Source organism: Paenibacillus sp. BT-177 (assembly GCF_025846815.2).
GTDB classification, from domain to species: domain Bacteria; phylum Bacillota; class Bacilli; order Paenibacillales; family Paenibacillaceae; genus Paenibacillus; species Paenibacillus polymyxa_C.
The window spans coordinates 97,829-117,050 of the sequence record NZ_JAOYTP010000010.1 but is presented as its reverse complement, the minus strand read 5'-3'; the positions used below and the strand labels follow the sequence as shown (position 1 = coordinate 117,050).

Genomic DNA, 19,222 nt, shown 5'->3' with positions numbered 1-19,222 from the left:
ACTTTTTTGTTCATAGATACGTTTTCCGTATATAAAAAATCCCCCGGGGATCATCCGGAGGATGTGTGCAGCTTGCGTATACTGCACGGCCTGCTCAAACTTCATCGTTTGACGGCATAATATATATTTAACCCCTGCTACCTTGTATTATATGGTCAGCATGTTCATAAGGGGCAGTCTGATTCCTCTGTTCATTTTCCAAACGACAAAAGCCCTACCTCTCTTTCGTCCTTGCGGCTCCGATGACCGCGCCAGTGTGAATGTGAAAATCTTCGGCAAAAGCTCAAAATTCTACATTAGGGTTATACATAAAATTTGGAGAAGCTCCATGCGGTATTAGGAGTATAGCTTCTTGCGTGGAATCCTATGGGGTTAATACATACTTTATTAGTATAACAAGCTTAATTCTAAAACGCAAGGTATTTATGGTTTTTTTTGATTGTAGACTGGAAATGATGCACTTTCTGCAATGAATTAGACTTATTTGCATTTGCAGAGAATGGAGACTGTGATAAATTGCCCTGACAAAGCACCCGAATTTTGAAATAGTGTAGTTACACGAAAAGATGGAAGGAAATTAAGAACTATGACTGCCTCAAGGAAAGACAAAAAAACATCACAGAATAACTCGCCCTCAGTCTGCACATGCATTAATCTGCGTCGTGCCTCGATGGCTGTAACAGGGCTGTATGACCAGTATCTGGCTCCAAGCGGACTCAATATCAGCCAGTTTTCGCTGCTCAAGCATTTAACGGTACTGGGACCGGTAAGCGTAAGCGAATTAGCATTGGAGATGCGACTCGACCGAACCACGCTTGTGCGCAATTTGAAGGCACTGGAGCAAAGCGGGTATGTGGAGGATACATCCGCCGAGGGAAGCCGGAACCGCTGCCTTACCCTGACGGAGAGTGGAAAAGCACTATATAACGATGCAGCAGAGCTCTGGGAGGAGGCGCAGTTATTTTTACAGGAGTCACTGGGAAGCGCCGATTTGCAGATATTGACTACACTGTTATCTAAAATTGAAAAATTGAGACTGTGATTAGCTTTTGCCTAATAAGGGAAGTATGCCGACTCATTCGTGTATATACACGAAAAGGGTTCGGATGTGTAACGCAGCCATTCATCGGTCAACAGGTATCCACAAGGAAGTCGAGAGAAGTCACAATAACTTAAGAAGAGGGATGTGGACAAGATGGTAACGCCCGTACCGGACATGAAAGAACTTATCGCAGCCGAGATGAAAGCCTATGTGAGCGAAGACAAGGGCAATTTCTGCGAAGAATTACAGAGCCCGTACTACGAGGAACCGATTATTCAATTTGCAGAGGCCAATGATCCTTTGTTTGAGCAGTATAAAACAGTGGTGGGACCCGACCATGCTACGCCGCAGGAAGCCTTCGAACGGACCTTCGGCACAGGAAGTTTTGGTGGAGGCACCGTTGTCAGTGTTGTGCTGCCGATCAGTGAGACAATCCGCAAGGCCAATCGTGTGCAAAAAGCAAGAGCCTCCAGAGAGTGGGCGTTGCTACGGACCTTTGGCGATGAATATTTTGTGCGTTCGGCAAGGCAGCATTTGGCGGGATATCTGATCGGGCTTGGTTACCGAGCTGTGGCGCCGCTGGATACGGATTGGTACAGCATCCACGGTGCCGCAGGTGGTCCGGTCTCTAACTGGTCGGAACGGCATATCGCGTATGCAGCTGGTCTCGGCACCTTCAGTATCAACGATGGCTTTATCACCGAGAAAGGAATTGCCATCCGTCTGCTGTCTGTAGTAACGGATCTGCAGGTGCCGCCTGATGTCAGGGTGTCCTCGAACCTGAGCCACACCGGAAACTGCCTGCTGTGCAGCAAAGGCATTTGCGGTGTGTGCATTACTCGCTGCCCTGTGCAGGCCATCAGCAAGGAAGGTGGTCATGACAAAATCGCCTGCATGAAATTTGTGTATGGTGAGGAATCCCGAAAGTGGGCCGTGTTAAACGGCGGTGAGGCTAAATCGGGTGCCGGCTGCGGACTTTGCCAGACCAAGGTGCCCTGCGAAAGCCGCAATCCGATGCGGACCGCTCGCTAGTGTTATTTTCCTAAGATCTATGCAAATTGCTCAAGCAAGAAGGTTAACTTTTGACGGCTGGACTCCGATATTGAATACAAAGATATCTTATGAGCGTACGGATGAAAAGAGGGGTAGCATTTTGCCGATCTATAAGCGCTTTATTCAGCATGTTATCCTGAACTATATTATAGGTTCATTTATTGCTGTACTACTGGTATGTATGATTTTTGTATTTTCCACGTTAAATGTAGCCCACTATGAGCTTCTGGGTCTTGTCAAAATTGTTGCATTTTCCAGCGTCATTATGATTGTTTGTGAAACCATAGTGTTTCGAATGCATTTAAGACCTGTTCATCGTTTTTTTCAAGGAAACCAGGAGACGCTCAAGGATGTAGAAGCGGTGTACATTCAGGTTCACCATCTGCCTAATTTGTCAGTTTTGCGTATTGTTGGGCCGCATTTGTTAGGCTTCTCTATCCCGGCAGCCGTTATTGCATTATGGATGATACATACTGGACAACTTACCTTTCCCTTTTATTATGTAGGAATCGCCTGTATAGGAGCTTGTCTGGTCGCTTCCATGCATGCACTGGTTGAATTTTTTCTGACCATGAGAGCAATCAAACCGCTACTGGAGGAAATTCGGGATCGGACCTACCAGCAATATGGATTGAACCTTTCCCTGCGAGGACGAGTTCTGCTATCACTTCGGCATAAGTTTCAGTTAAGTGCAACGTTAATTGGTGCTTTTCCTCTGTTTCTGTTTTGTTTAGCTACACAGATTCGGCTGGAACGTTTGGAAGCGACGGATTCCGGCTCCTATTGGGCATGGGCGGGTACGATTTTAATATTTGGTGTAGCTTTTGCTTATCTGGGGGGAAGATTGCTGACCCGTGAGATCGAACAGCCCATCCATCACTTGTTGGAAAAAATGAATGAAGTGAAGGAAGGCCGCCTGAATAGTAACGCCAGTGACTTGTATTCGGACGAATTTGCGGAGCTTGTCGAAGGATTTAACATGATGATCGAGGGCCTGAAGGAACGAGAGGAAAAGAACGGTCAGCTATTAGACAGTTATTTTGCCACTTTGGCTGCAGCGCTGGATGCGCGGGATGCCTATACCGCAGGACATTCGTTGCGCGTGGCTGAATACTCTGTACTCATTGGGCGAAAGGGCGGTTTGAGCGAGACGGACCTTGACTTGCTGCGTAAAACAGCCTTGCTGCATGATATCGGTAAAATCGGTGTGGCTGACGCTGTGCTGTTTAAGGATGGCAAGCTGACGGACGAGGAGTTTGACCAGATTAAAATGCATCCGGTTATGGGGGAGAGTATTCTTCGGCAAGTGGAGCCTGCTTATGCTATGGCCCCTTATCTGCCTGGGGTGCGCTCGCATCATGAGCGTTACGATGGCAAGGGATACCCTGATCAGCTCTCCGGGGAAGATATTCCCCTATTTGGGCGCATCATAGCCGTAGCAGATGCCTATGATGCGATGACGTCGGATCGCCCCTATCGGAAAGGTATGAAGGAAGAGAAGGCGGTTATGATATTGGAAGAGGGTAAAGGAACCCAGTGGGACCCTTACTTTGCCGAATTATTTGTCAAGGAGTGGCGCCGGAACAAAGGCATTCTAAGCTGACACTATAGATACTCCCACTAGGGCGAGCCGTTGCGGTTCGCTTTTTTTTTATACATACATGCAAGCCTCTTTGGATATGTCGAAAGATGGGGCTTCATGTTATGATGTACGAGTAAGGCAAAATCGGCTAGCATAGGCCTGGCATCCAATTTCTTGCGCAATGGGAGTGTGAATCCATGCAATTTTCAATGATGTTTCTAATGAATTTGGGGATGCTGATTGCTGTTGCCTATGTGGCGAACGTGATTTATAAATATGGTTTGAGTCGTACGTCTACGCGGTTCAAATATGTCAGTTCGGTGTTGCTGGTGGTATTTGGCGGATGGGTCAGCTCTTGCTTTGGTTTCAACTTCAATGAAACCGTTATTTTTGATCTGCGTTTTGTTCCGCTAATTATCGCAGCGTTGGTGTATCCCCGTTCCTATACGCTGATTATTATTGGGGTAGCGATCGGTCTTACAAGATTTACTTTCGGTCTGAATATGGCGGCGTGGGTCGGCTTTCTGAATATGAGCATTTTGGGTGTATTGTGTGCCGGATTGAACTACTGGATGCGCCGCTCCACCTGGCGCTTGATTATTAAGGCATCCGTAACCATTTTAGCGGTTAATATTGTAAATACGTTAAATATTGCTTTCCTGGGCGTCATTCCCTGGCGCTATTATGTAGCAGAGGTTGTTCCTCTTACACTGCCTATTGGCGTGATCCTCAGCTTTTTATTTGCACTGATATTACGTGATTTTCAGATGGAGCAGCAGCGAAACTATCAGATTCAACAGGCGAATGAGTTATTGTCAGAGCAGCGTGATAAGCTGCAGAAGGCAAAGGTTATTTTAGAGGAACGCGCCAAGCAGCTCATGATGGCTTCCCAGTATAAATCGGATTTTATGGCAACGATGTCGCATGAGTTACGCACACCACTTAACAGCATTATTAACCTGGCACAGATTATCAACGAGCAGGGAAAAGAGCTGGATGAGGACGAGCTATACCAGTACAGTGATCTAATCTATGCCTCGGGGCATGATTTGCTCCAACTGATCAATGACATTCTGGACTTATCCAAGGTCGAGGCTGGGCACATGGAAATCGTAAGTGAGCCAGTCAGTGTTCGTGAGATTGCGCAGGGGATGATGATGCATTTTGAAGTCACAGCGAAGGATAAAAACCTGGAATTCAACTTGAAAGTGCATGAACATATACCGGATGAAATCCGATCCGATTCCAAACGAGTACAGCAAATTTTACGCAATCTATTGTCCAATGCCTTTAAGTTTACTCATAAAGGACGTGTATTGCTGGAAATCAGCACACAGCATTTGGATCGAAAAGGCCAGGAGGGAGATTGGGTTGTATTTGCTGTAAAAGATACAGGCATCGGTATATCCAAGCTTCAGCAACATGTTATTTTTGAGGCATTCCAGCAGGCGAACGGTTCGATTAATCGTAAATATGGTGGAACCGGGCTGGGGTTGTCCATCAGCCGTGATTTTTCCCGCTTGTTAGGCGGGTTTATCCGTCTGGAGAGTGAAGAGGGCAAGGGAAGTACTTTTTCCCTGTACCTGCCTATGTGTCCGTCCGACAGCAAGGAGGCGGACGAACAGCCGTTTAAATTAACCTGATCGCAATCATGGGAACAAGGAGCGTTAGGAGGTATATATGGAACGTAAAGCGGTCGTTGTGGGTGGCACAGGGCTTGTCGGGGGTTATGTTGTACGTGAGCTGCTGGTGCAAAAAGAATACACCCGCGTCATGGTTATGGGCAGGCGTCCACTGGATATCAAGCATCCTAAGCTGGAGCAGGCGTTAATCGACTGGGAACAACCACAGAAGTCGGCCTTCGCCCTCGAAGGGGTAGATGATGTGTTTTGCTGCCTTGGGACAACGATGAAAAAGGCGGGATCCAAGGAGCGATTTCGACAGGTGGATCTGGACTATCCCGTTCTGACAGCCCAGTTGGGCAAAGAAGCTGGAGCGGTACAAATGCTTGCGATCTCTGCGATGGGCGCTGATCCGGATTCACGTGTGTTTTATAACCGCACCAAGGGTGAAGCTGAAGAGGCGCTTGCCGCGATTGGGTTGCCTGCACTGCATTTGTTCCGTCCATCGCTCATTTTGGGAGCGAGGCCTGAACGGCGTTTTGGCGAAGCCGCCGCCACGGTTGTCATGAAGGCGCTAGACGGCCTGATGACAGGCAGGCTCGCTTCCTACCGCGCTATCCCCGCTTCGTTCATCGCACGAGCTATGGTCCGAATTGCTCTCGCGCAGGCGAGCGGTGTACATATTTACCCGAACGACATCATTCGGGTCATCGGTGCGGAACTAACCTCCGATGATGAGGAACCTGGTACAGGAACGACTCCTGATGACAATGTATAAAACCATGCTTAGGATTAGAAAATGACAATAACGCCGCTGTTGCCCAATGACTCGGGTAGCAGCGGCGTTATTCGTGTTTTATGGATGGTTTGTATTTTGCGGCACATCGATCGTAATCTCAAATTCAGGAAGGTATTGGCGGACCCATTGGCCTTTAGCGTCCAGAATAGCTCTTCCATCTGGAGTCATAAGAAGAATATATGGTTTAAAGGTAATCTTTTTGGGCGGGTCAACAAAAGGAGTAAACAACATGACCATTTGCCCTGGCTGATTTTTGGAAATAGACTGGCCCGAGCCGCCGAGTATTTCCAGTTCACGTCCCTGATCGTCAATTACCGCATAATTAAGAGGTTTGACTTCTTTTTTGGTGTAGTTTTTGTGCGGTCCCTCTGTGGAAATGTACTTACGTTCTACTGCATAGTCGTCGGGCATATCCTTAAGGTCCACAAGCATGGTGAAGGTGGTGAGGATTCTGGTCGTAACCGGCGTCATTTCTACCCGATTTACAGTATATTTAAGATATTGATTCGTCTTGCTGATCTGTGGCTGAAACACCTTGCGCCCCAGCTTCGTTTTGTAAACGGTCGTTTGCAGTGTGAACGGTTTTGTCACTCCCTTCAGCTTGGCATATACTTTCAGATCAAATTGCTCTGGTAAGTCAGGCAGCCCACCAGCAGGGTCGCGCATATAGGAAATGATCATAGAGTTGCTGTCTTTGCCCGGACCGCCATCCAATAAGCTAAATGCACCATTTTGATTAAGCGCGGATTTTCCGTTAATAAATAAGTCGAATTTTTCGATACTGTCTTCGGGTATATTTCCGTCGGGAGTTATTCTCGTAAACAAGGGCAGCACTTTTTGTCCACCATCCTGTTTTTCAAGTGCTACGACCAGCCGGGTGCCGTCAAAAATAATTTGGGATACTTTCAACGTAATGCCGTCATGGGTGACGCTGAGATTTGTGGAGGTTGCCAATCCTTTCCGATCAGCGGTTTGCAGCCCAAGATCCCCAGCTAGCTTGAACACACTATCAACAAGGGGGACCTGTTTCAATGACTCCGCCATTGTAGGCGAAACAAAGGCGCTGCCAATGATCATAACGCCAATAAGCGCTGCAGAAGCAGCGGTAATTGCAGTTCCCCGAAAAAACCTTTTAACGGATAGATGGGAGGATGGGCGGTTGGGTAGCAGTTCCGGATACGATTCCATTTGTGCATAAAATGCATCTAGGCGTTGCCTTACCAAATCAGGGATTACTACCATTTCTGCTTCCAAGTTTTCCTTTTCCGATTGTAATTTCTCATCCAGCTCTTGATCCTGGTTTTCAACCCCTGAAGGATTCATTGAAAGGTCACCTTCCTTTCTCCGCGATTTTGTAGCAGGTCCATTAATGTTCTGCGAGCACGGTGCAATCGTGTTTTGACGGCACCCTCTGATAGATCCAGTAACTCTGATATTTCCCTGATCGGCATATCGCGCAAATAGTGCAGGGAAATCACGGTTCGCATGGATTCCTCCAAATGGTCGATGGCCTCGCGCAGTTCGATTTTTTCGTATCCGCCCGAGGTGGACGGTTCCTTTATAAATTCCGCGACGGGTACAACCCGTTTTTGCTTGCGGATCATGAGATGGCATTCATTAATGAGAATACGAAGCAGCCATGTTTTAAAATAGCGAGGTTCACGTAGCTCACCCAGAGACTTGTATGCTTTGAGCATTGCTTCTTGCATTGCGTCCGCGCAATCCTCATTGCTGCGAAGAATGGAACGCGCCATGCCATACATATCGGATTCCATATGTTTCATCAAGGCGACGAACGCCTTGCGGTCCTCATTCCTTGCTTGGTGTAAAATTGTTTCGAGATTCAAAGGATGGTACTCCTTTCCCGTCTATACTACTAGCTATAATCATTGTACTTGTACCTGTATTTGATTTTGTACAATCTATTGTGTAGCAGGTTACAGGAATTAGATGTTACATGGGCGTTAAAGGTTACAGCGGAAATAAAAAAATGTAGCACCATTGCAAACCGTCACACGGAATAGTGGCTTTGGACTTCACATGCTATAATACGGTGAACCAGTATCAGGAAGGAGAATCCAACCCTTATGAAAAAAACAATTGCTACTGAAAAAGCACCCGGTGCGATCGGACCCTATAGTCAAGCGGTAGAGGCAGGCGGGTTTATTTACACCTCAGGACAGCTTGGGCTGAATCCGGCAACAGGTGAGTTTGGCAAGGATGTACAGGAGCAGGCTCGCCTGTCCTTGAGCAATGTACAAGCCATTCTGGAAGCAGCAGGCAGCAACATGAACCAGGTTGTGAAAGCGACTGTATTCCTGAAGGACATGAACGATTTTGTCAGCGTCAATGAGGTGTACAGTTCTTTCTTTGAGCAACCGTATCCAGCGCGCAGTGCGGTCGAGGTAGCTCGTCTACCTAAGGATGCACTGGTGGAGATTGAAGTCATTGCACTGAAGGGCGAATAGTTGGCAAGGTTTGTTCATAAAATATATAGTTTGCATGACAACCGGGTGTCACTACTATAGTGGCATCCGGTTGTTTTGAATGTAATATGTGTTGTTCTTTGTATACAAAGTGGAGGTGGAGATGATGAATAAAAAAATAATGTTCACTGGTGGAGGCTCTTCAGGACATGTAGCAGTAAACCTAGCTTTGATTCCTCACTTACTGGAACAACATTGGAGTGTCCAATACATAGGCTCAGAACAAGGGATTGAAAGGAATTTGATCTCTGGGCTAGAAGATGTGTGTTATTTTAGTATCGCAACTGGGAAACTACGTAGATATTTTGACTGGAATAATGTTAAGGACCCGTTTAAAGTGCTAAAGGGGATTTCTCAAGCATACCGGATTATAAAGAAAGAAAAACCGGATATTATTTTTTCAAAAGGCGGGTTTGTTTCTGTTCCTGTGGTATTGGCTGGGTGGCTGAACAAAGTCCCCGTCATCATCCATGAATCTGATCTTACTCCTGGATTAGCGAATAAGATTTCCAGCATGTTTGCTACCGAAATTTGTACTACTTTTCCTGAAACAACTGAATATTTTCGCTCAAAGAATACCCGGTATATTGGTGCTATTGTGAGAGATGAACTAAAAGAGGGGAAGGCAGCTAAAGGGTTGGCCTACTGCGGTTTTACTCGAAATAAGCCCATCATGCTGATCATGGGTGGGAGTTTAGGTTCCAAGAAGATAAATGAGCTGGTCTGGTTAAATTTAGAGGCTTTGCTTGCTCATTTTCAAATCGTGCATATTTGTGGTAAGGACCAAGTGAATGAATCTATTCGTACGAATGGTTATCAGCAATTTGAATACATAAACGATGAATTGGCGGATGTAATGACGATGGCAGATATGGTTGTTTCCAGGGCAGGTTCAAATTCCATTTTTGAATTCTTGACGCTGCGCAAGCCTATGCTGTTGATTCCTCTTTCAAAGGCAGTCAGCAGGGGAGATCAGATTCTAAATGCAAAATCATTTAAAGCACAAGGCTTGTGTGAGTTTTTAGAAGAAGAAGATCTGGAATCTGAACGATTTGTCGACATGATTCTTCGTTTGTATGAAAAAAGGTCGGATTACATTCGTAATATGGAGAAAATAAATACTGATCAATCGACAAGCAAGCTTTTAGATTTGATTAAAGTCTATGCCTGATCATATTTAATAAAAAACGAAGCAAGCGAGCTTGGGCTAAATAATTCAGACCCATGCTCGCTTGTGCTTGTTAGGAGATTATATTCGTTGACTTTAATCCCGGTCTCGATTACGGGCAAAAAATAGCCATAGCGCGTATACCAGGATGATTGCCGACAAGATCCATGCAGCCAGCCGTACATTTTCATTGTTCGGATGCTCGATGGCGATAGCGACATAGGCCCATACAAATACAAGCGGGTAGATGCTGTCACGATAAGGAAAGCTGACCAAGATGGCTAATGCGGCGCCAATAAGCAGGATGATGATCGCCCATATCGTATCGCTGAGCCCCCAGCCACTCCATTCATTCTTTTCCAGTGCTACTGCAATGTTGATGAGGGTAGCAACGGATACCCAACCGAGGTTCAGACTGAAAGGTAGCTTGACGAACCACATTTCTCCGCGAGTTGGTTGCGGTGTACGGGTACGTGTATATACGACGAATAGGGAGAGCAAGTATAGAATAATGACGATCACGCACAGCTCTACGTATACATACTGCCATAGGAAAATCCAGATGATGTTGAAGAGACAGCTCAAAATAAAGAAAATACCGATAGACTGAACGCTTGTCTTGGCTTGCCCTGTAGATGTAGCTTGGTACACGGCAAAACAGGCGAGCAGCACGTAGATGACCGACCAGATGGAAAAAGCGTAACCTGCTGGCGTAATTAAGGTAGGATACATGTTGGATACAGCAGTAGTGCTTCTTCCGCCAATAGGAAGTGTAGAAGCCAGAATGTTAACGAGAACGACAGCGATGAATGCGATAATATTCCACCATTTATACGGATGGCTTCGTGACATAGGAATAACTCCTCCTCAACGAATGATGTTCAAAATGACCGACTGGTCACTATCTTCTACTATGAATATACCCACTTTGCTTTCAAATATGTCCGAACGGGAAAAAGTTTCTTGAACCCAATATAATCATAAAAAGTTGTATGTATATACATTCATATGTAGTACAATGGTAAAAATTTTAAGCACTATATGAGCTGAATGAAGAGTTCACATTGGGGAGCTAATACGCAGACGGAAGATGCTTCCGATGTGAATTTACTTAAATTCAGCTTATATAGAAATAAGGGGATTAGTAGAATGAGAGGATTAGAGAAAGCAGGTAAATTTGTAGGTGGGACCTTTTCCATCTGGGTGCTTTTGTTTGCATGTTTGGGATTTTTCTTTCCTACGGCGTTTACAGGGTTGAAAGGATACATACAGCTATTTCTGGGCATTGTCATGTTCGGGATGGGACTGACTTTATCTGCAGCTGACTTTCGTGAAGTATTCCGGCGTCCAGTGGATGTGGCTATAGGAGTGGTCGGGCATTATCTGATCATGCCATTTCTCGCTTTTGTATTGGCATTAGTATTACAGCTTCCACCGGATATTGCGGTGGGTGTTATTTTGGTCGGCTGTTGCCCGAGTGGAACTGCATCCAACGTAATGACGCTCTTATCCAAAGGCGACGTGGCGCTTGGCGTATCGATTGCTTCAGTGTCGACGCTGATTGCTCCACTGGCGACCCCGGCGATGATTAGTCTGCTTGCCGGACGCTGGATGAATATTGATGCAAAGTCGCTGATCATGGATATTCTCATCGTGGTTATTGTCCCGATTGTGCTGGGTGTAATCGTCAAGTCGCTATTTCGCAAACAGGCGGAAGCGAGTGTTAAGGCGCTGCCGCTCATTTCAACATTGGCAATTGTACTCATTGTGGCTATTGTGGTTGCAGGCAGCAAAGGCAAGATTTTGGAGACAGGCCCGATTATTTTTGCTGTGGTTATTTTGCATAACGGTATCGGCTTTCTGCTCGGATATTGGTTTGCCAAGCTGTTTGGCATGAATCTTTCCAAACGTAAGGCCGTTACGCTGGAAACGGGAATGCAGAATTCCGGGCTGGGCGCTGCGTTGGCAGCAGCTCATTTTAATCCGATTGCTGCTGTACCGAGTGCGATTTTTAGCGTGTGGCATAATATTTCCGGCTCGTTGCTGGCGACCTGGTTCTCCCGCCGAGAGGAGAAAGATAGCATAGCCGGAGGCAATTAAGCGACTGTCAATAGTTGATGACAAGTGGCTGAAATTCGGGTTTTTCGGACAGTTTAAGGGAGATCAGAAAGGATAGATTTGACTTTGTAGGGGCGGAACATTATACTGTGGTTATTATAACCACTGTATTTAAGTAAGCACGGTAGATAGGCTTTGTCATGGAAGGAAAATGACACCGAATTCGTATTCGCTTCATGCTCAAAAGCCTTATATGATCTGTTCTGACTTAAACTGAAGGAGAGAGAACGAATGAATCCGAAATATAATCCTTTATTTGAAGCTTTTACCCTGCCATCCGGTGTTACATTGAAGAACCGCATTACGATGGCCCCTATGACTAACTTTGCTTCCCACGAAAATGGCGAAGTCAGTGATGAGGAACTGGCATACTACCGTGAACGCTCCGGTGGTGTGGGAGCGGTTATTACCGCTTGTGTGTATGTAACTCCAGATGGTAAAGGATTTGTTAATGAGTTTGGTGCGGACAAGGATGAGATGATTCCTAGCTTACGTCGTCTGGCAGATACGATTCATCAGGAGGGCGCGAAAGCGATCCTGCAAATTTATCATGGTGGCCGTCTGTGTCCGCCGGATCAGATTCCAGACGGACAACCAATTAGTGCAAGCGCAGTAGCCGAGGAAAAAGAAGGCGCACCTGTGCCGCGTGAAATGACACCTGACGATATCCACCGTGTCATCCGTGCCTATGGCGAAGCAACTCGCCGCGCGATTGAAGCAGGCTATGATGGTGTAGAGCTTCACGGAGCGAATGGTTACCTGGTGCAGCAGTTCTTCTCTCCGCATTCCAACATTCGTACGGATGAATGGGGAGGAAGCCTTGAAAAACGCTTGACCTTTCCGCTGGCAATTGTTCACGAAGTGAAGAAAGTAATCGCAGAGCATGCGAAGCGTCCATTTATCTTCGGATACCGCTTGTCTCCTGAGGAAGGACACACGCCAGGCATCACGCTGGATGATACGATGGTGCTTGTAGACCGTCTGGCGGATGAAGGGCTGGATTACCTGCACATTTCCGTAAATCATTTCTTCGGCGGTTCGTTCCGCGACCGTAGTGACGAACGTTCACGTACGGTTCTGATTCATGAGAAGGTTGGGAACCGTGTACCAGTCATGGGAGTGGGTTCCCTGAATACTCCGGATGACGCGCTCGCAGCACTGGAGACAGGTGTACCGCTTGTTTCACTGGGACGTCCGTTGCTGATGGAGCCGCAATGGGTTCAGAAAGTGCAAAACGGTACAGAAGATACTATTCGCACGACATTATCCAAGCAAGCCCAGCAGGAGCTGGTTATTCCTGACTACTTGTGGGGTGCGCTGACGACTATTCCTGGCTGGATGCCTGTAACCGAATAAATTCTAAATAACAATACCCTAGGCTGCTTTTATGCGCCTGGGGTATTTTCTTGTTTCGTGACCGTGAATTACAATTACATAGGAATAACACAGAGAGAAGGTATTTTGTGTTTTTCAAACCATTCGAGCCAGAACGACCTGAATATTACTTTACCTTGGAAGAACAGGCGCGTCTGATTTCCAACGGCTTGGAAGCTGCACAAGCCGGACAGGGATATACGTTTGGACTTTTTTTGCCGGAAAATGACAAGCTAATCGGCAGAATGGAGCTGTCTGGGTGTCGCTAGAGGGCCCTTTCAAAACGCCAATCTGGGCTACTTCGTAGATCCTGCATATCAAGGACAAGGCTATGCTACATCCGCAGTGAAGGATATCGTCCGCTACGCCCTGAATGAGTTGGGATTACACCGTATTCAAGCCGGAGTCATGCCAAGAAATACGCCCTCCCATCGAGTGATGGAAAAGGCGGGATTTCGCCGCGAAGGGCTGGCTCTCAACTATTTGAAGATTAATGGTGTGTGGGAAGATCATGTGTTATATGCGATGACGGCTGAGGATTTGCAGAATGGCGCCTTCTGAATTCGCCAGGCGTGACACCCTCAAGCTTTTTGAACACCTTGCCAAAGTATTTCTCATCCTGATATCCGACCATACCGGCAATATGGTGAAGACGCAGCTTGTCATTCAGCAGTAACAGCTTTGCCTTGCTCATCCGGATCTGGCACAAATAATCGGACAGATTAACCCCGTACTCCTGCTTGAATTTACGAGAAATGTATTCCCGGCTGAGGTAAAAGCGGCTCGCTATATCCTGTAGGGAAATATCCTCGTCATAGTGAGCATCCAGATAGCGGGCAATATCACGGATCGTCGGGTTGTTTGGGCTATGGCTTGGCGTAAGTGCCTGACCGGCTGCCAGCAATCGATTTTCGATCTGTTTTTTCCATAAAGGTAGGGAAAGCACCCCACGGTTGTCGACTGGCAGGGCAGGTATGGAGTTGGACTCATCTGTCAGCTCCTCGCCTTCGGCATCTCCAGGTCTGTCATTCAGCCAGCGAGCCAGCATCCAATCCAGCTCTTGATTCCAGCCAGCGAGCTGCTCTGCTGTAACCGAAGGCAGCACGGCTACGGCTGCCACCCAGTCGCCTACCGCTGTGGATACACGATTGGCATTACAACTGAGTGCGCTAAGCCGAAGTTCCTCTTCCATTTCAGACAACTGGGGAAGACGAACGGTCTGCCGGACCGGAGAACTCTCATGTATCCAGTCGGTGGCCTGTAACATATCCCGTTTCCAGAGCGCTTGCCGTGCTTCTTGGTAGGCTGTGGCTGCCCCTGCGGGAAAGCTTTCGAAAGAACCAACCCCAATGTGTATATAGCACCGCAGCGCCGTTCTAATTCCTGCGTGAATGTCCTGTAAGAGCGCTGGCCAACGAGTCGGCTCGCCCCAATACAGCAGGATAATTTCGTCCGTACGCTCCAGATGACGGAATGCAACTCCGGACTGAAAGGTACCCAGAAATTCGTTGCAAATGTTAATGAGGGAAAAGCCTAGAAGCGCGCGGCGCGTTTTATATTTGTTCAGGATATCGGCGTCCAGCTGAGTGGTGCTCATCACTGCCGCATTACAGACCTGAATAGCTGGCGGAAGACGCAGCTCCTCACGTAAGGGGGTGATGGAGAGGGCCGTACCGGAAATGAGTTCGGTCAGGAGCTTATCAGCATAGTGAGGCCGCATCCGATTGACCTCCATTGCCTGCATGGTCTGCCTGTTCCGGTCTTGCTCCGCAGTCCGCCAAGCTTGAGTAGCTTTACTGAGCGCCTCATTAATCTCTACCGGATCTACGGGCTTAAGAATGTAGTCCATGCCTCCCCGGCGAATGGCCTGCCGAACCAATTCAAAATCATCATAGCCGCTGACCACCACGACTCTGGTAGCTGGAGAATTCGCTTGAATCCACTCCATCAAGGCTACTCCATCCCTGCCGGGCATTCGCATATCCGTAAGTACCACGGGCGGAGAAAGTGCGGTAATAACCTCAATCGCCTGATCGCCCGATTCAGCCTCAATCACCTCGCTCACACCGTAAGCTTCCCAATGTACAAGCATCCGAATGGCGTGACGTACATGCCTTTCATCATCCACAATCAGGACCTTCATTGACAGATCACTCTCCCTTAATATGAATTTCTGTATGGGGCTCGGTGCGAATTTCAAGTGTGAAACGAACGCCATGAGGCAGAATATTGTCTACACACAGGGTATTAGAACCATCATCCGAGTGAAGCTGGATACGTAATAGAACATTACGAAGACCAATAGAGTTCTGCTCGCCAGTGTCTGATTCTTCATGGGCTTTCAGCGGACGTTGCAGCATATACTGGAGCTGCTCCAACTCGGTTGGTGGAATCGAAGCGCCGTTATTTTCTACTTCAATCCTCACAATGCCTTCCCGGATTCGGCAGGCTGTAATACGAATCTTACCGGGTCCCAGCCGGGGATCGGCACCGTGTTTAAAGTAGTTTTCCACCAACGGCTGGAGAATCATTTTAGGCACCCGATCATTCAGAACTTGATCATCCCATTGATAGGTGACCTCTAATTGCTCACCGAAGCGTTCCTTTTGCAAATCAAGATATTGTTTTACATGCTCAGCCTCTTCCTTGAGTGTAACAATCGTATGGTCCCGCATGTTATAGCGGAGCATTTTGGCAAGGGAAGAGAGCAGCGAATAGATTCGCGGCACCTCATGCTGTAGAGCCAGTGTTCCAATAGACTGTAGCGTATTATATAAAAAATGAGGATTAATCTGTGCCTGAAGCGCTTTCAATTGGTGCGTCTTGTTTGCCAGTTCCAGCTTGTATTCCCGCAAAATGAGGTTGTTGATGGTATCCATCATCTGTCTGAAACGACGCGACAGCACTCCAATCTCATCGTTGCTCATGGCCCGGATGTCTACATCCAGCTGACCGGACTGAATCTGGTTTATGTAGCGAGTCAGCCGCTTAATCGGTTCCGTAATTTTTATTGAAATCCATAACGTGGCGACAATAACGAGCAGCAATGCTGCGCCTGTAATGACCGCATTGATCTGGGTCAGTTGGGTAGCCCGCATATAAAGCGTCCGATGAGGGATTTTCTTGACGAGTGTCCAGCCTGACAGGTTGGCATCCAGTTTGCCATATACGTGCAGTGCTGTATCATCTTCAATTACACCGTGCTCGTCTTCTTTAGAAATTCGCTTGAGTAGGCCAGATTCCTTCCAGTGTGTTCCAATGGATGATTCTTTTCCACTATAGATGATCGTTCCGTTCCGATCAATTAAAAACAGCTCCTCTGTATCTGCATCATACAATTGACGGCAAATACTGCGCAGTGCCTCCAGATCAACGTCTATAGCCAGTACCCCAAGCGTTTCTGAAGACGGAATGTTCCGAATCGCCCGGTGGAGTGTAAATACCTGCCGCTCTGTGCTGTGCTCCGCATAGGAAACCGCCGAAAAGCCGTACAAATGCTTTATATGCGAGGGTTGTATGAACAGTCCGGAAGGGCCGTAATGGATAGAACCGGTGAAGGGCTCCAGCCGGAACTCCCGTAGAGGGACCGTGCTGGTAATCAGTGTAGATTGCCCAGCCTCAAACGAATGCAAGTACACCTGGTCAATGCCTGAGGAAGCATTCATCATTGTTTGCAGCGTGGTGTAAATCTCGGCAACGGCCCGGTAATCATCCGGAATTTTAGCCAGGTTGCGCAGAAAATGAGGGTCATTATAGACTCCGATCGATGCACGATTTAATCCCTGCAAATAGTTATCCAGATTCGTAATTCCCTGAAAAATAAGTCGTTCATTTTCCTGGGTGGCCTGTTCCCGTAAGGATTGCTTGGTGAGGATGAAGGTCATGGTCATTGAAAGCAGCAACGGAAGAGTGACCGCAATGAGTAGAAACCAGATTAGACGAGAACGAATGCTATGAAATTTCATGCAGGTAGCTCCTTTCACAATTCAAGGCAAGCCAGAGGTCAATATTTTCCCCCCTAATGGTTCACGATCTTGCGTGTTCTCCAGAGCGCTTATTCGACATAATGAACATGTGAATCGCATATCCATACGGATTCAACGTCCACACTGCTTGCAAGGATGCCGTAGAGGAGCGTTCCAGACACCAAAGAGAACAAAGGGGGGATCGGTTTGAATCGCGCCAAGTCGTCGCAATGGCTCCAGCAATGGATTTTTGTAGGGCCATCGACGTTATTTTTCGTTATCATTATTGTAATCCCTTTCATGCTAGGAATGTACTATTCTTTTACAGAGTGGAATGGGGTAGCCAATCAGGCAAAGTGGGTCGGGCTGGATAATTTCAGTCACATTTTATTTAATGATGACAAATTCGGGACAGCGTTCTGGTTTACCGTCCGTTTTACGGTGATTGGAGTGGTAGCTGCCAATATTTTTGGTTTTCTGCTGGCGTATTTTCTAACCAAGCCGCTAAAAACAAAAAATGTGCTTCGAACTATTTTTTTCATGCCTAATGTGATCGGAGGTCTGTTGCTCGGTTTTATCTGGCAGTTTATTTTCGTCAAGGGATTTGCAGCGATCGGCGAGAGTACGGGGTTATCCTTCTTCAACCTGTCCTGGCTGGGAGATGAGATTACGGCCTTTTGGGGCATTGTGATCGTGTTTATCTGGCAAACAGCCGGATATTTAATGGTGATTTATATCTCTTCCCTGACCAATGTGCCCCGGGATATGCTGGAGGCAGCCGAGATTGATGGGGCGAGTCGGATGCAAATCTTGCGGTCGATTATACTGCCTTTGATCATGCCTGCCATTACGGTATGTCTCTTCCTGGCGATATCATGGTCGTTTAAAATGTTCGATCTCAACCTGTCATTGACGAAGGGTGGTCCCTTTGGTTCTACAGAGTCAGTGGCGCTCAATATATACAATGAAGCGTTTGTCAATAATCGTTATGGGTTGGGAACGGCTAAAGCACTCATTTTCTTTATCATTGTTGCTCTCGTTACGAGCCTTCAGGTACGCCTGACGAAAAGCCGGGAGGTGGAATCGTAAATGGAAACAAACAATCGCTACCGCGTTGGAACCTGGGCGACCGAGTTGGTGATGATCCTCGTCGCATTGGTATTCCTCGTCCCGTTTTACTTTTTGTTCGTGAACTCGGTCAAAAGCTTTGGTGACCTGCTCACTGACTCTGCGGCCTGGCCACAAACCTTTGTATGGAGCAACTATGCTAAAGCTTGGAGCATCACACGTTTTCCTGAAGCGTTATGGAACTCACTCGTGGTTACGGTGGTCAGCAATCTGCTGCTCGTACTGATCAGCTCAATGGCTGCCTATCGAATGGTTCGGCGTCCAACACGTTACAATCGGGTACTGTTCAGCCTGTTCGTGGCTGCGATGGTCATTCCTTTCCAATCGGTGATGATTCCTTTGGTCAAGGTTGTAAGTACGCTCGATTTAATGAACAGTATTAGTGGTCTGGTGATCTGTTATCTGGGATTCGGGGCTCCTATGTCCATCTTTCTCTTTCACGGATTCGTCAAAGGTGTGCCAGTTGAGGTGGAAGAAGCAGCTACAGTGGATGGTTGCACGCCTTACGGGGTGTTTTTCCGGATTGTATATCCGTTGATGCTGCCCATGATGGTAACGGTTATTATTTTGAATACACTTTGGATCTGGAATGACTATCTACTGCCTTCTCTGGTACTGCAAAAGGCTGAATTGCGCACCATTCCGATTGCAACCTATGCCTTTTTCGGACAATACACGAAGCAGTGGGATTTGGCTTTGCCAGCTCTGGTGCTGGGTATTTTGCCGGTCATCGCGTTCTTTCTAGCCATGCAAAAATATATTATACAAGGTATCATGGCAGGCTCGGTCAAAGGCTGAGTGTGGGATGTACTGAAAACATGTGCACGGTGTGCCACTCCGCAAACGGAGAACACTTTGAAATTTAGAATAGAAAGGAACATAAAT

16 protein-coding genes and 1 pseudogene are annotated in these 19,222 nt (G+C 47.1%); 12 read left to right on the top strand and 5 right to left on the bottom strand.

The annotated features are described in order from the left end of the window. Nucleotides 1-586 precede the first annotated feature (586 nt). The 5 genes from OIU26_RS22225 to OIU26_RS22205 all read left to right on the top strand — a co-directional run bounded on the left by OIU26_RS22225 (nt 587) and on the right by OIU26_RS22205 (nt 6,077). A complete protein-coding gene (locus OIU26_RS22225) occupies nt 587-1,042 on the top strand; it encodes a MarR family winged helix-turn-helix transcriptional regulator (protein ID WP_014599429.1) in 456 nt (151 codons plus the stop codon). A gap of 153 nt (nt 1,043-1,195) precedes the next feature. Next, nucleotides 1,196-2,074, top strand: coding sequence for a (Fe-S)-binding protein (locus tag OIU26_RS22220; RefSeq protein WP_436449190.1), 879 nt, complete (start codon nt 1,196-1,198; stop codon nt 2,072-2,074). Between the two features lie 121 nt (nt 2,075-2,195). Then, on the top strand, nt 2,196-3,698 hold the full coding sequence (locus tag OIU26_RS22215) for an HD domain-containing phosphohydrolase (protein ID WP_264218082.1): 1,503 nt from the start codon (nt 2,196-2,198) through the stop codon (nt 3,696-3,698). A 176-nt stretch (nt 3,699-3,874) separates the two neighbouring features. Next, nucleotides 3,875-5,320 (top strand): ATP-binding protein, encoded by a 1,446-nt coding sequence (locus tag OIU26_RS22210; protein ID WP_013369173.1) that lies wholly within the window; start codon nt 3,875-3,877, stop codon nt 5,318-5,320. Between the two features lie 37 nt (nt 5,321-5,357). Beyond that, nucleotides 5,358-6,077, top strand: coding sequence for an NAD(P)H-binding protein (locus tag OIU26_RS22205; protein ID WP_264218048.1), 720 nt, complete (start codon nt 5,358-5,360; stop codon nt 6,075-6,077). 78 nt (nt 6,078-6,155) lie between these two features. Here the strand turns inward: OIU26_RS22205 and OIU26_RS22200 are convergent, their stop codons facing one another. Continuing rightward, complete coding sequence (locus OIU26_RS22200) at nt 6,156-7,421, bottom strand: DUF4179 domain-containing protein (protein ID WP_264218047.1); 1,266 nt, start codon at nt 7,419-7,421, stop codon at nt 6,156-6,158. Further along, a complete protein-coding gene (locus OIU26_RS22195) occupies nt 7,418-7,945 on the bottom strand; it encodes a sigma-70 family RNA polymerase sigma factor (RefSeq protein ID WP_264218046.1) in 528 nt (175 codons plus the stop codon). Before OIU26_RS22195 ends, OIU26_RS22200 begins: the two co-directional genes overlap by 4 nt. 240 nt (nt 7,946-8,185) lie before the next feature. On the opposite strand from OIU26_RS22195, the gene OIU26_RS22190 reads away from it, so the two are divergent. Continuing rightward, a complete protein-coding gene (locus OIU26_RS22190) occupies nt 8,186-8,566 on the top strand; it encodes a RidA family protein (protein WP_013308546.1) in 381 nt (126 codons plus the stop codon). A gap of 124 nt (nt 8,567-8,690) precedes the next feature. Continuing rightward, nucleotides 8,691-9,755: an undecaprenyldiphospho-muramoylpentapeptide beta-N-acetylglucosaminyltransferase gene (locus tag OIU26_RS22185; protein ID WP_264218081.1), complete on the top strand. Its 1,065-nt coding sequence runs from the start codon at nt 8,691-8,693 to the stop codon at nt 9,753-9,755. 93 nt (nt 9,756-9,848) lie between these two features. Here the strand turns inward: OIU26_RS22185 and OIU26_RS22180 are convergent, their stop codons facing one another. Then, entirely contained in the window at nt 9,849-10,604 is a 756-nt protein-coding gene (locus tag OIU26_RS22180; protein WP_264218045.1) for a tryptophan-rich sensory protein, read from the bottom strand. A gap of 297 nt (nt 10,605-10,901) precedes the next feature. Here OIU26_RS22180 and OIU26_RS22175 point away from each other — a divergent pair, with 297 nt between their 5' ends. The 3 genes and pseudogenes from OIU26_RS22175 (at nt 10,902) to OIU26_RS22165 (ending at nt 13,805) form a co-directional block, all read left to right on the top strand. Then, nucleotides 10,902-11,852 carry a bile acid:sodium symporter family protein gene (locus OIU26_RS22175; RefSeq protein WP_040102248.1) on the top strand — a complete coding sequence of 317 codons (951 nt, stop codon included), beginning with the start codon at nt 10,902-10,904 and terminating at the stop codon, nt 11,850-11,852. A 249-nt stretch (nt 11,853-12,101) separates the two neighbouring features. Further along, the gene (locus OIU26_RS22170) at nt 12,102-13,226 is read left to right on the top strand and encodes an NADH-dependent flavin oxidoreductase (protein WP_264218044.1); all 1,125 of its coding nucleotides are present in this window, start codon (nt 12,102-12,104) and stop codon (nt 13,224-13,226) included. A gap of 50 nt (nt 13,227-13,276) precedes the next feature. Continuing rightward, nucleotides 13,277-13,805 (top strand): annotated as a pseudogene (locus OIU26_RS22165) (GNAT family N-acetyltransferase). Here OIU26_RS22165 and OIU26_RS22160 read toward each other — a convergent pair. Continuing rightward, entirely contained in the window at nt 13,735-15,387 is a 1,653-nt protein-coding gene (locus OIU26_RS22160; protein ID WP_264218043.1) for a response regulator, read from the bottom strand. The pseudogene OIU26_RS22165 and the gene OIU26_RS22160 sit on opposite strands and share 71 nt — an antisense overlap. Nucleotides 15,388-15,394: 7 nt before the next feature. Beyond that, a complete protein-coding gene (locus tag OIU26_RS22155) occupies nt 15,395-17,209 on the bottom strand; it encodes a cache domain-containing sensor histidine kinase (RefSeq protein ID WP_264218042.1) in 1,815 nt (604 codons plus the stop codon). Nucleotides 17,210-17,416: 207 nt separating this feature from the next. Here OIU26_RS22155 and OIU26_RS22150 point away from each other — a divergent pair, with 207 nt between their 5' ends. Both OIU26_RS22150 and OIU26_RS22145 read left to right on the top strand, forming a co-directional pair. After that, the gene (locus tag OIU26_RS22150) at nt 17,417-18,298 is read left to right on the top strand and encodes a carbohydrate ABC transporter permease (protein WP_013369185.1); all 882 of its coding nucleotides are present in this window, start codon (nt 17,417-17,419) and stop codon (nt 18,296-18,298) included. After that, the gene (locus OIU26_RS22145; protein ID WP_264218041.1) at nt 18,299-19,135 is read left to right on the top strand and encodes a carbohydrate ABC transporter permease; all 837 of its coding nucleotides are present in this window, start codon (nt 18,299-18,301) and stop codon (nt 19,133-19,135) included. Nucleotides 19,136-19,222: the final 87 nt, after the last annotated feature.

Bases quoted from the DNA above. Each gene is read 5' to 3' on its own strand.
- OIU26_RS22225 (WP_014599429.1), top strand. From the start codon at position 587: ATGACTGCCTCAAGGAAAGACAAAAAAACATCACAGAATAACTCGCCC.
- OIU26_RS22220 (WP_436449190.1), top strand. From the start codon at position 1,196: ATGGTAACGCCCGTACCGGACATGAAAGAACTTATCGCAGCCGAGATG.
- OIU26_RS22210 (WP_013369173.1), top strand. From the start codon at position 3,875: ATGCAATTTTCAATGATGTTTCTAATGAATTTGGGGATGCTGATTGCT.
- OIU26_RS22205 (WP_264218048.1), top strand. From the start codon at position 5,358: ATGGAACGTAAAGCGGTCGTTGTGGGTGGCACAGGGCTTGTCGGGGGT.
- OIU26_RS22200 (WP_264218047.1), bottom strand. From the start codon at position 7,421: ATGAATCCTTCAGGGGTTGAAAACCAGGATCAAGAGCTGGATGAGAAA.
- OIU26_RS22190 (WP_013308546.1), top strand. From the start codon at position 8,186: ATGAAAAAAACAATTGCTACTGAAAAAGCACCCGGTGCGATCGGACCC.
- OIU26_RS22185 (WP_264218081.1), top strand. From the start codon at position 8,691: ATGAATAAAAAAATAATGTTCACTGGTGGAGGCTCTTCAGGACATGTA.
- OIU26_RS22180 (WP_264218045.1), bottom strand. From the start codon at position 10,604: ATGTCACGAAGCCATCCGTATAAATGGTGGAATATTATCGCATTCATC.
- OIU26_RS22175 (WP_040102248.1), top strand. From the start codon at position 10,902: ATGAGAGGATTAGAGAAAGCAGGTAAATTTGTAGGTGGGACCTTTTCC.
- OIU26_RS22170 (WP_264218044.1), top strand. From the start codon at position 12,102: ATGAATCCGAAATATAATCCTTTATTTGAAGCTTTTACCCTGCCATCC.
- OIU26_RS22160 (WP_264218043.1), bottom strand. From the start codon at position 15,387: ATGAAGGTCCTGATTGTGGATGATGAAAGGCATGTACGTCACGCCATT.
- OIU26_RS22155 (WP_264218042.1), bottom strand. From the start codon at position 17,209: ATGAAATTTCATAGCATTCGTTCTCGTCTAATCTGGTTTCTACTCATT.
- OIU26_RS22145 (WP_264218041.1), top strand. From the start codon at position 18,299: ATGGAAACAAACAATCGCTACCGCGTTGGAACCTGGGCGACCGAGTTG.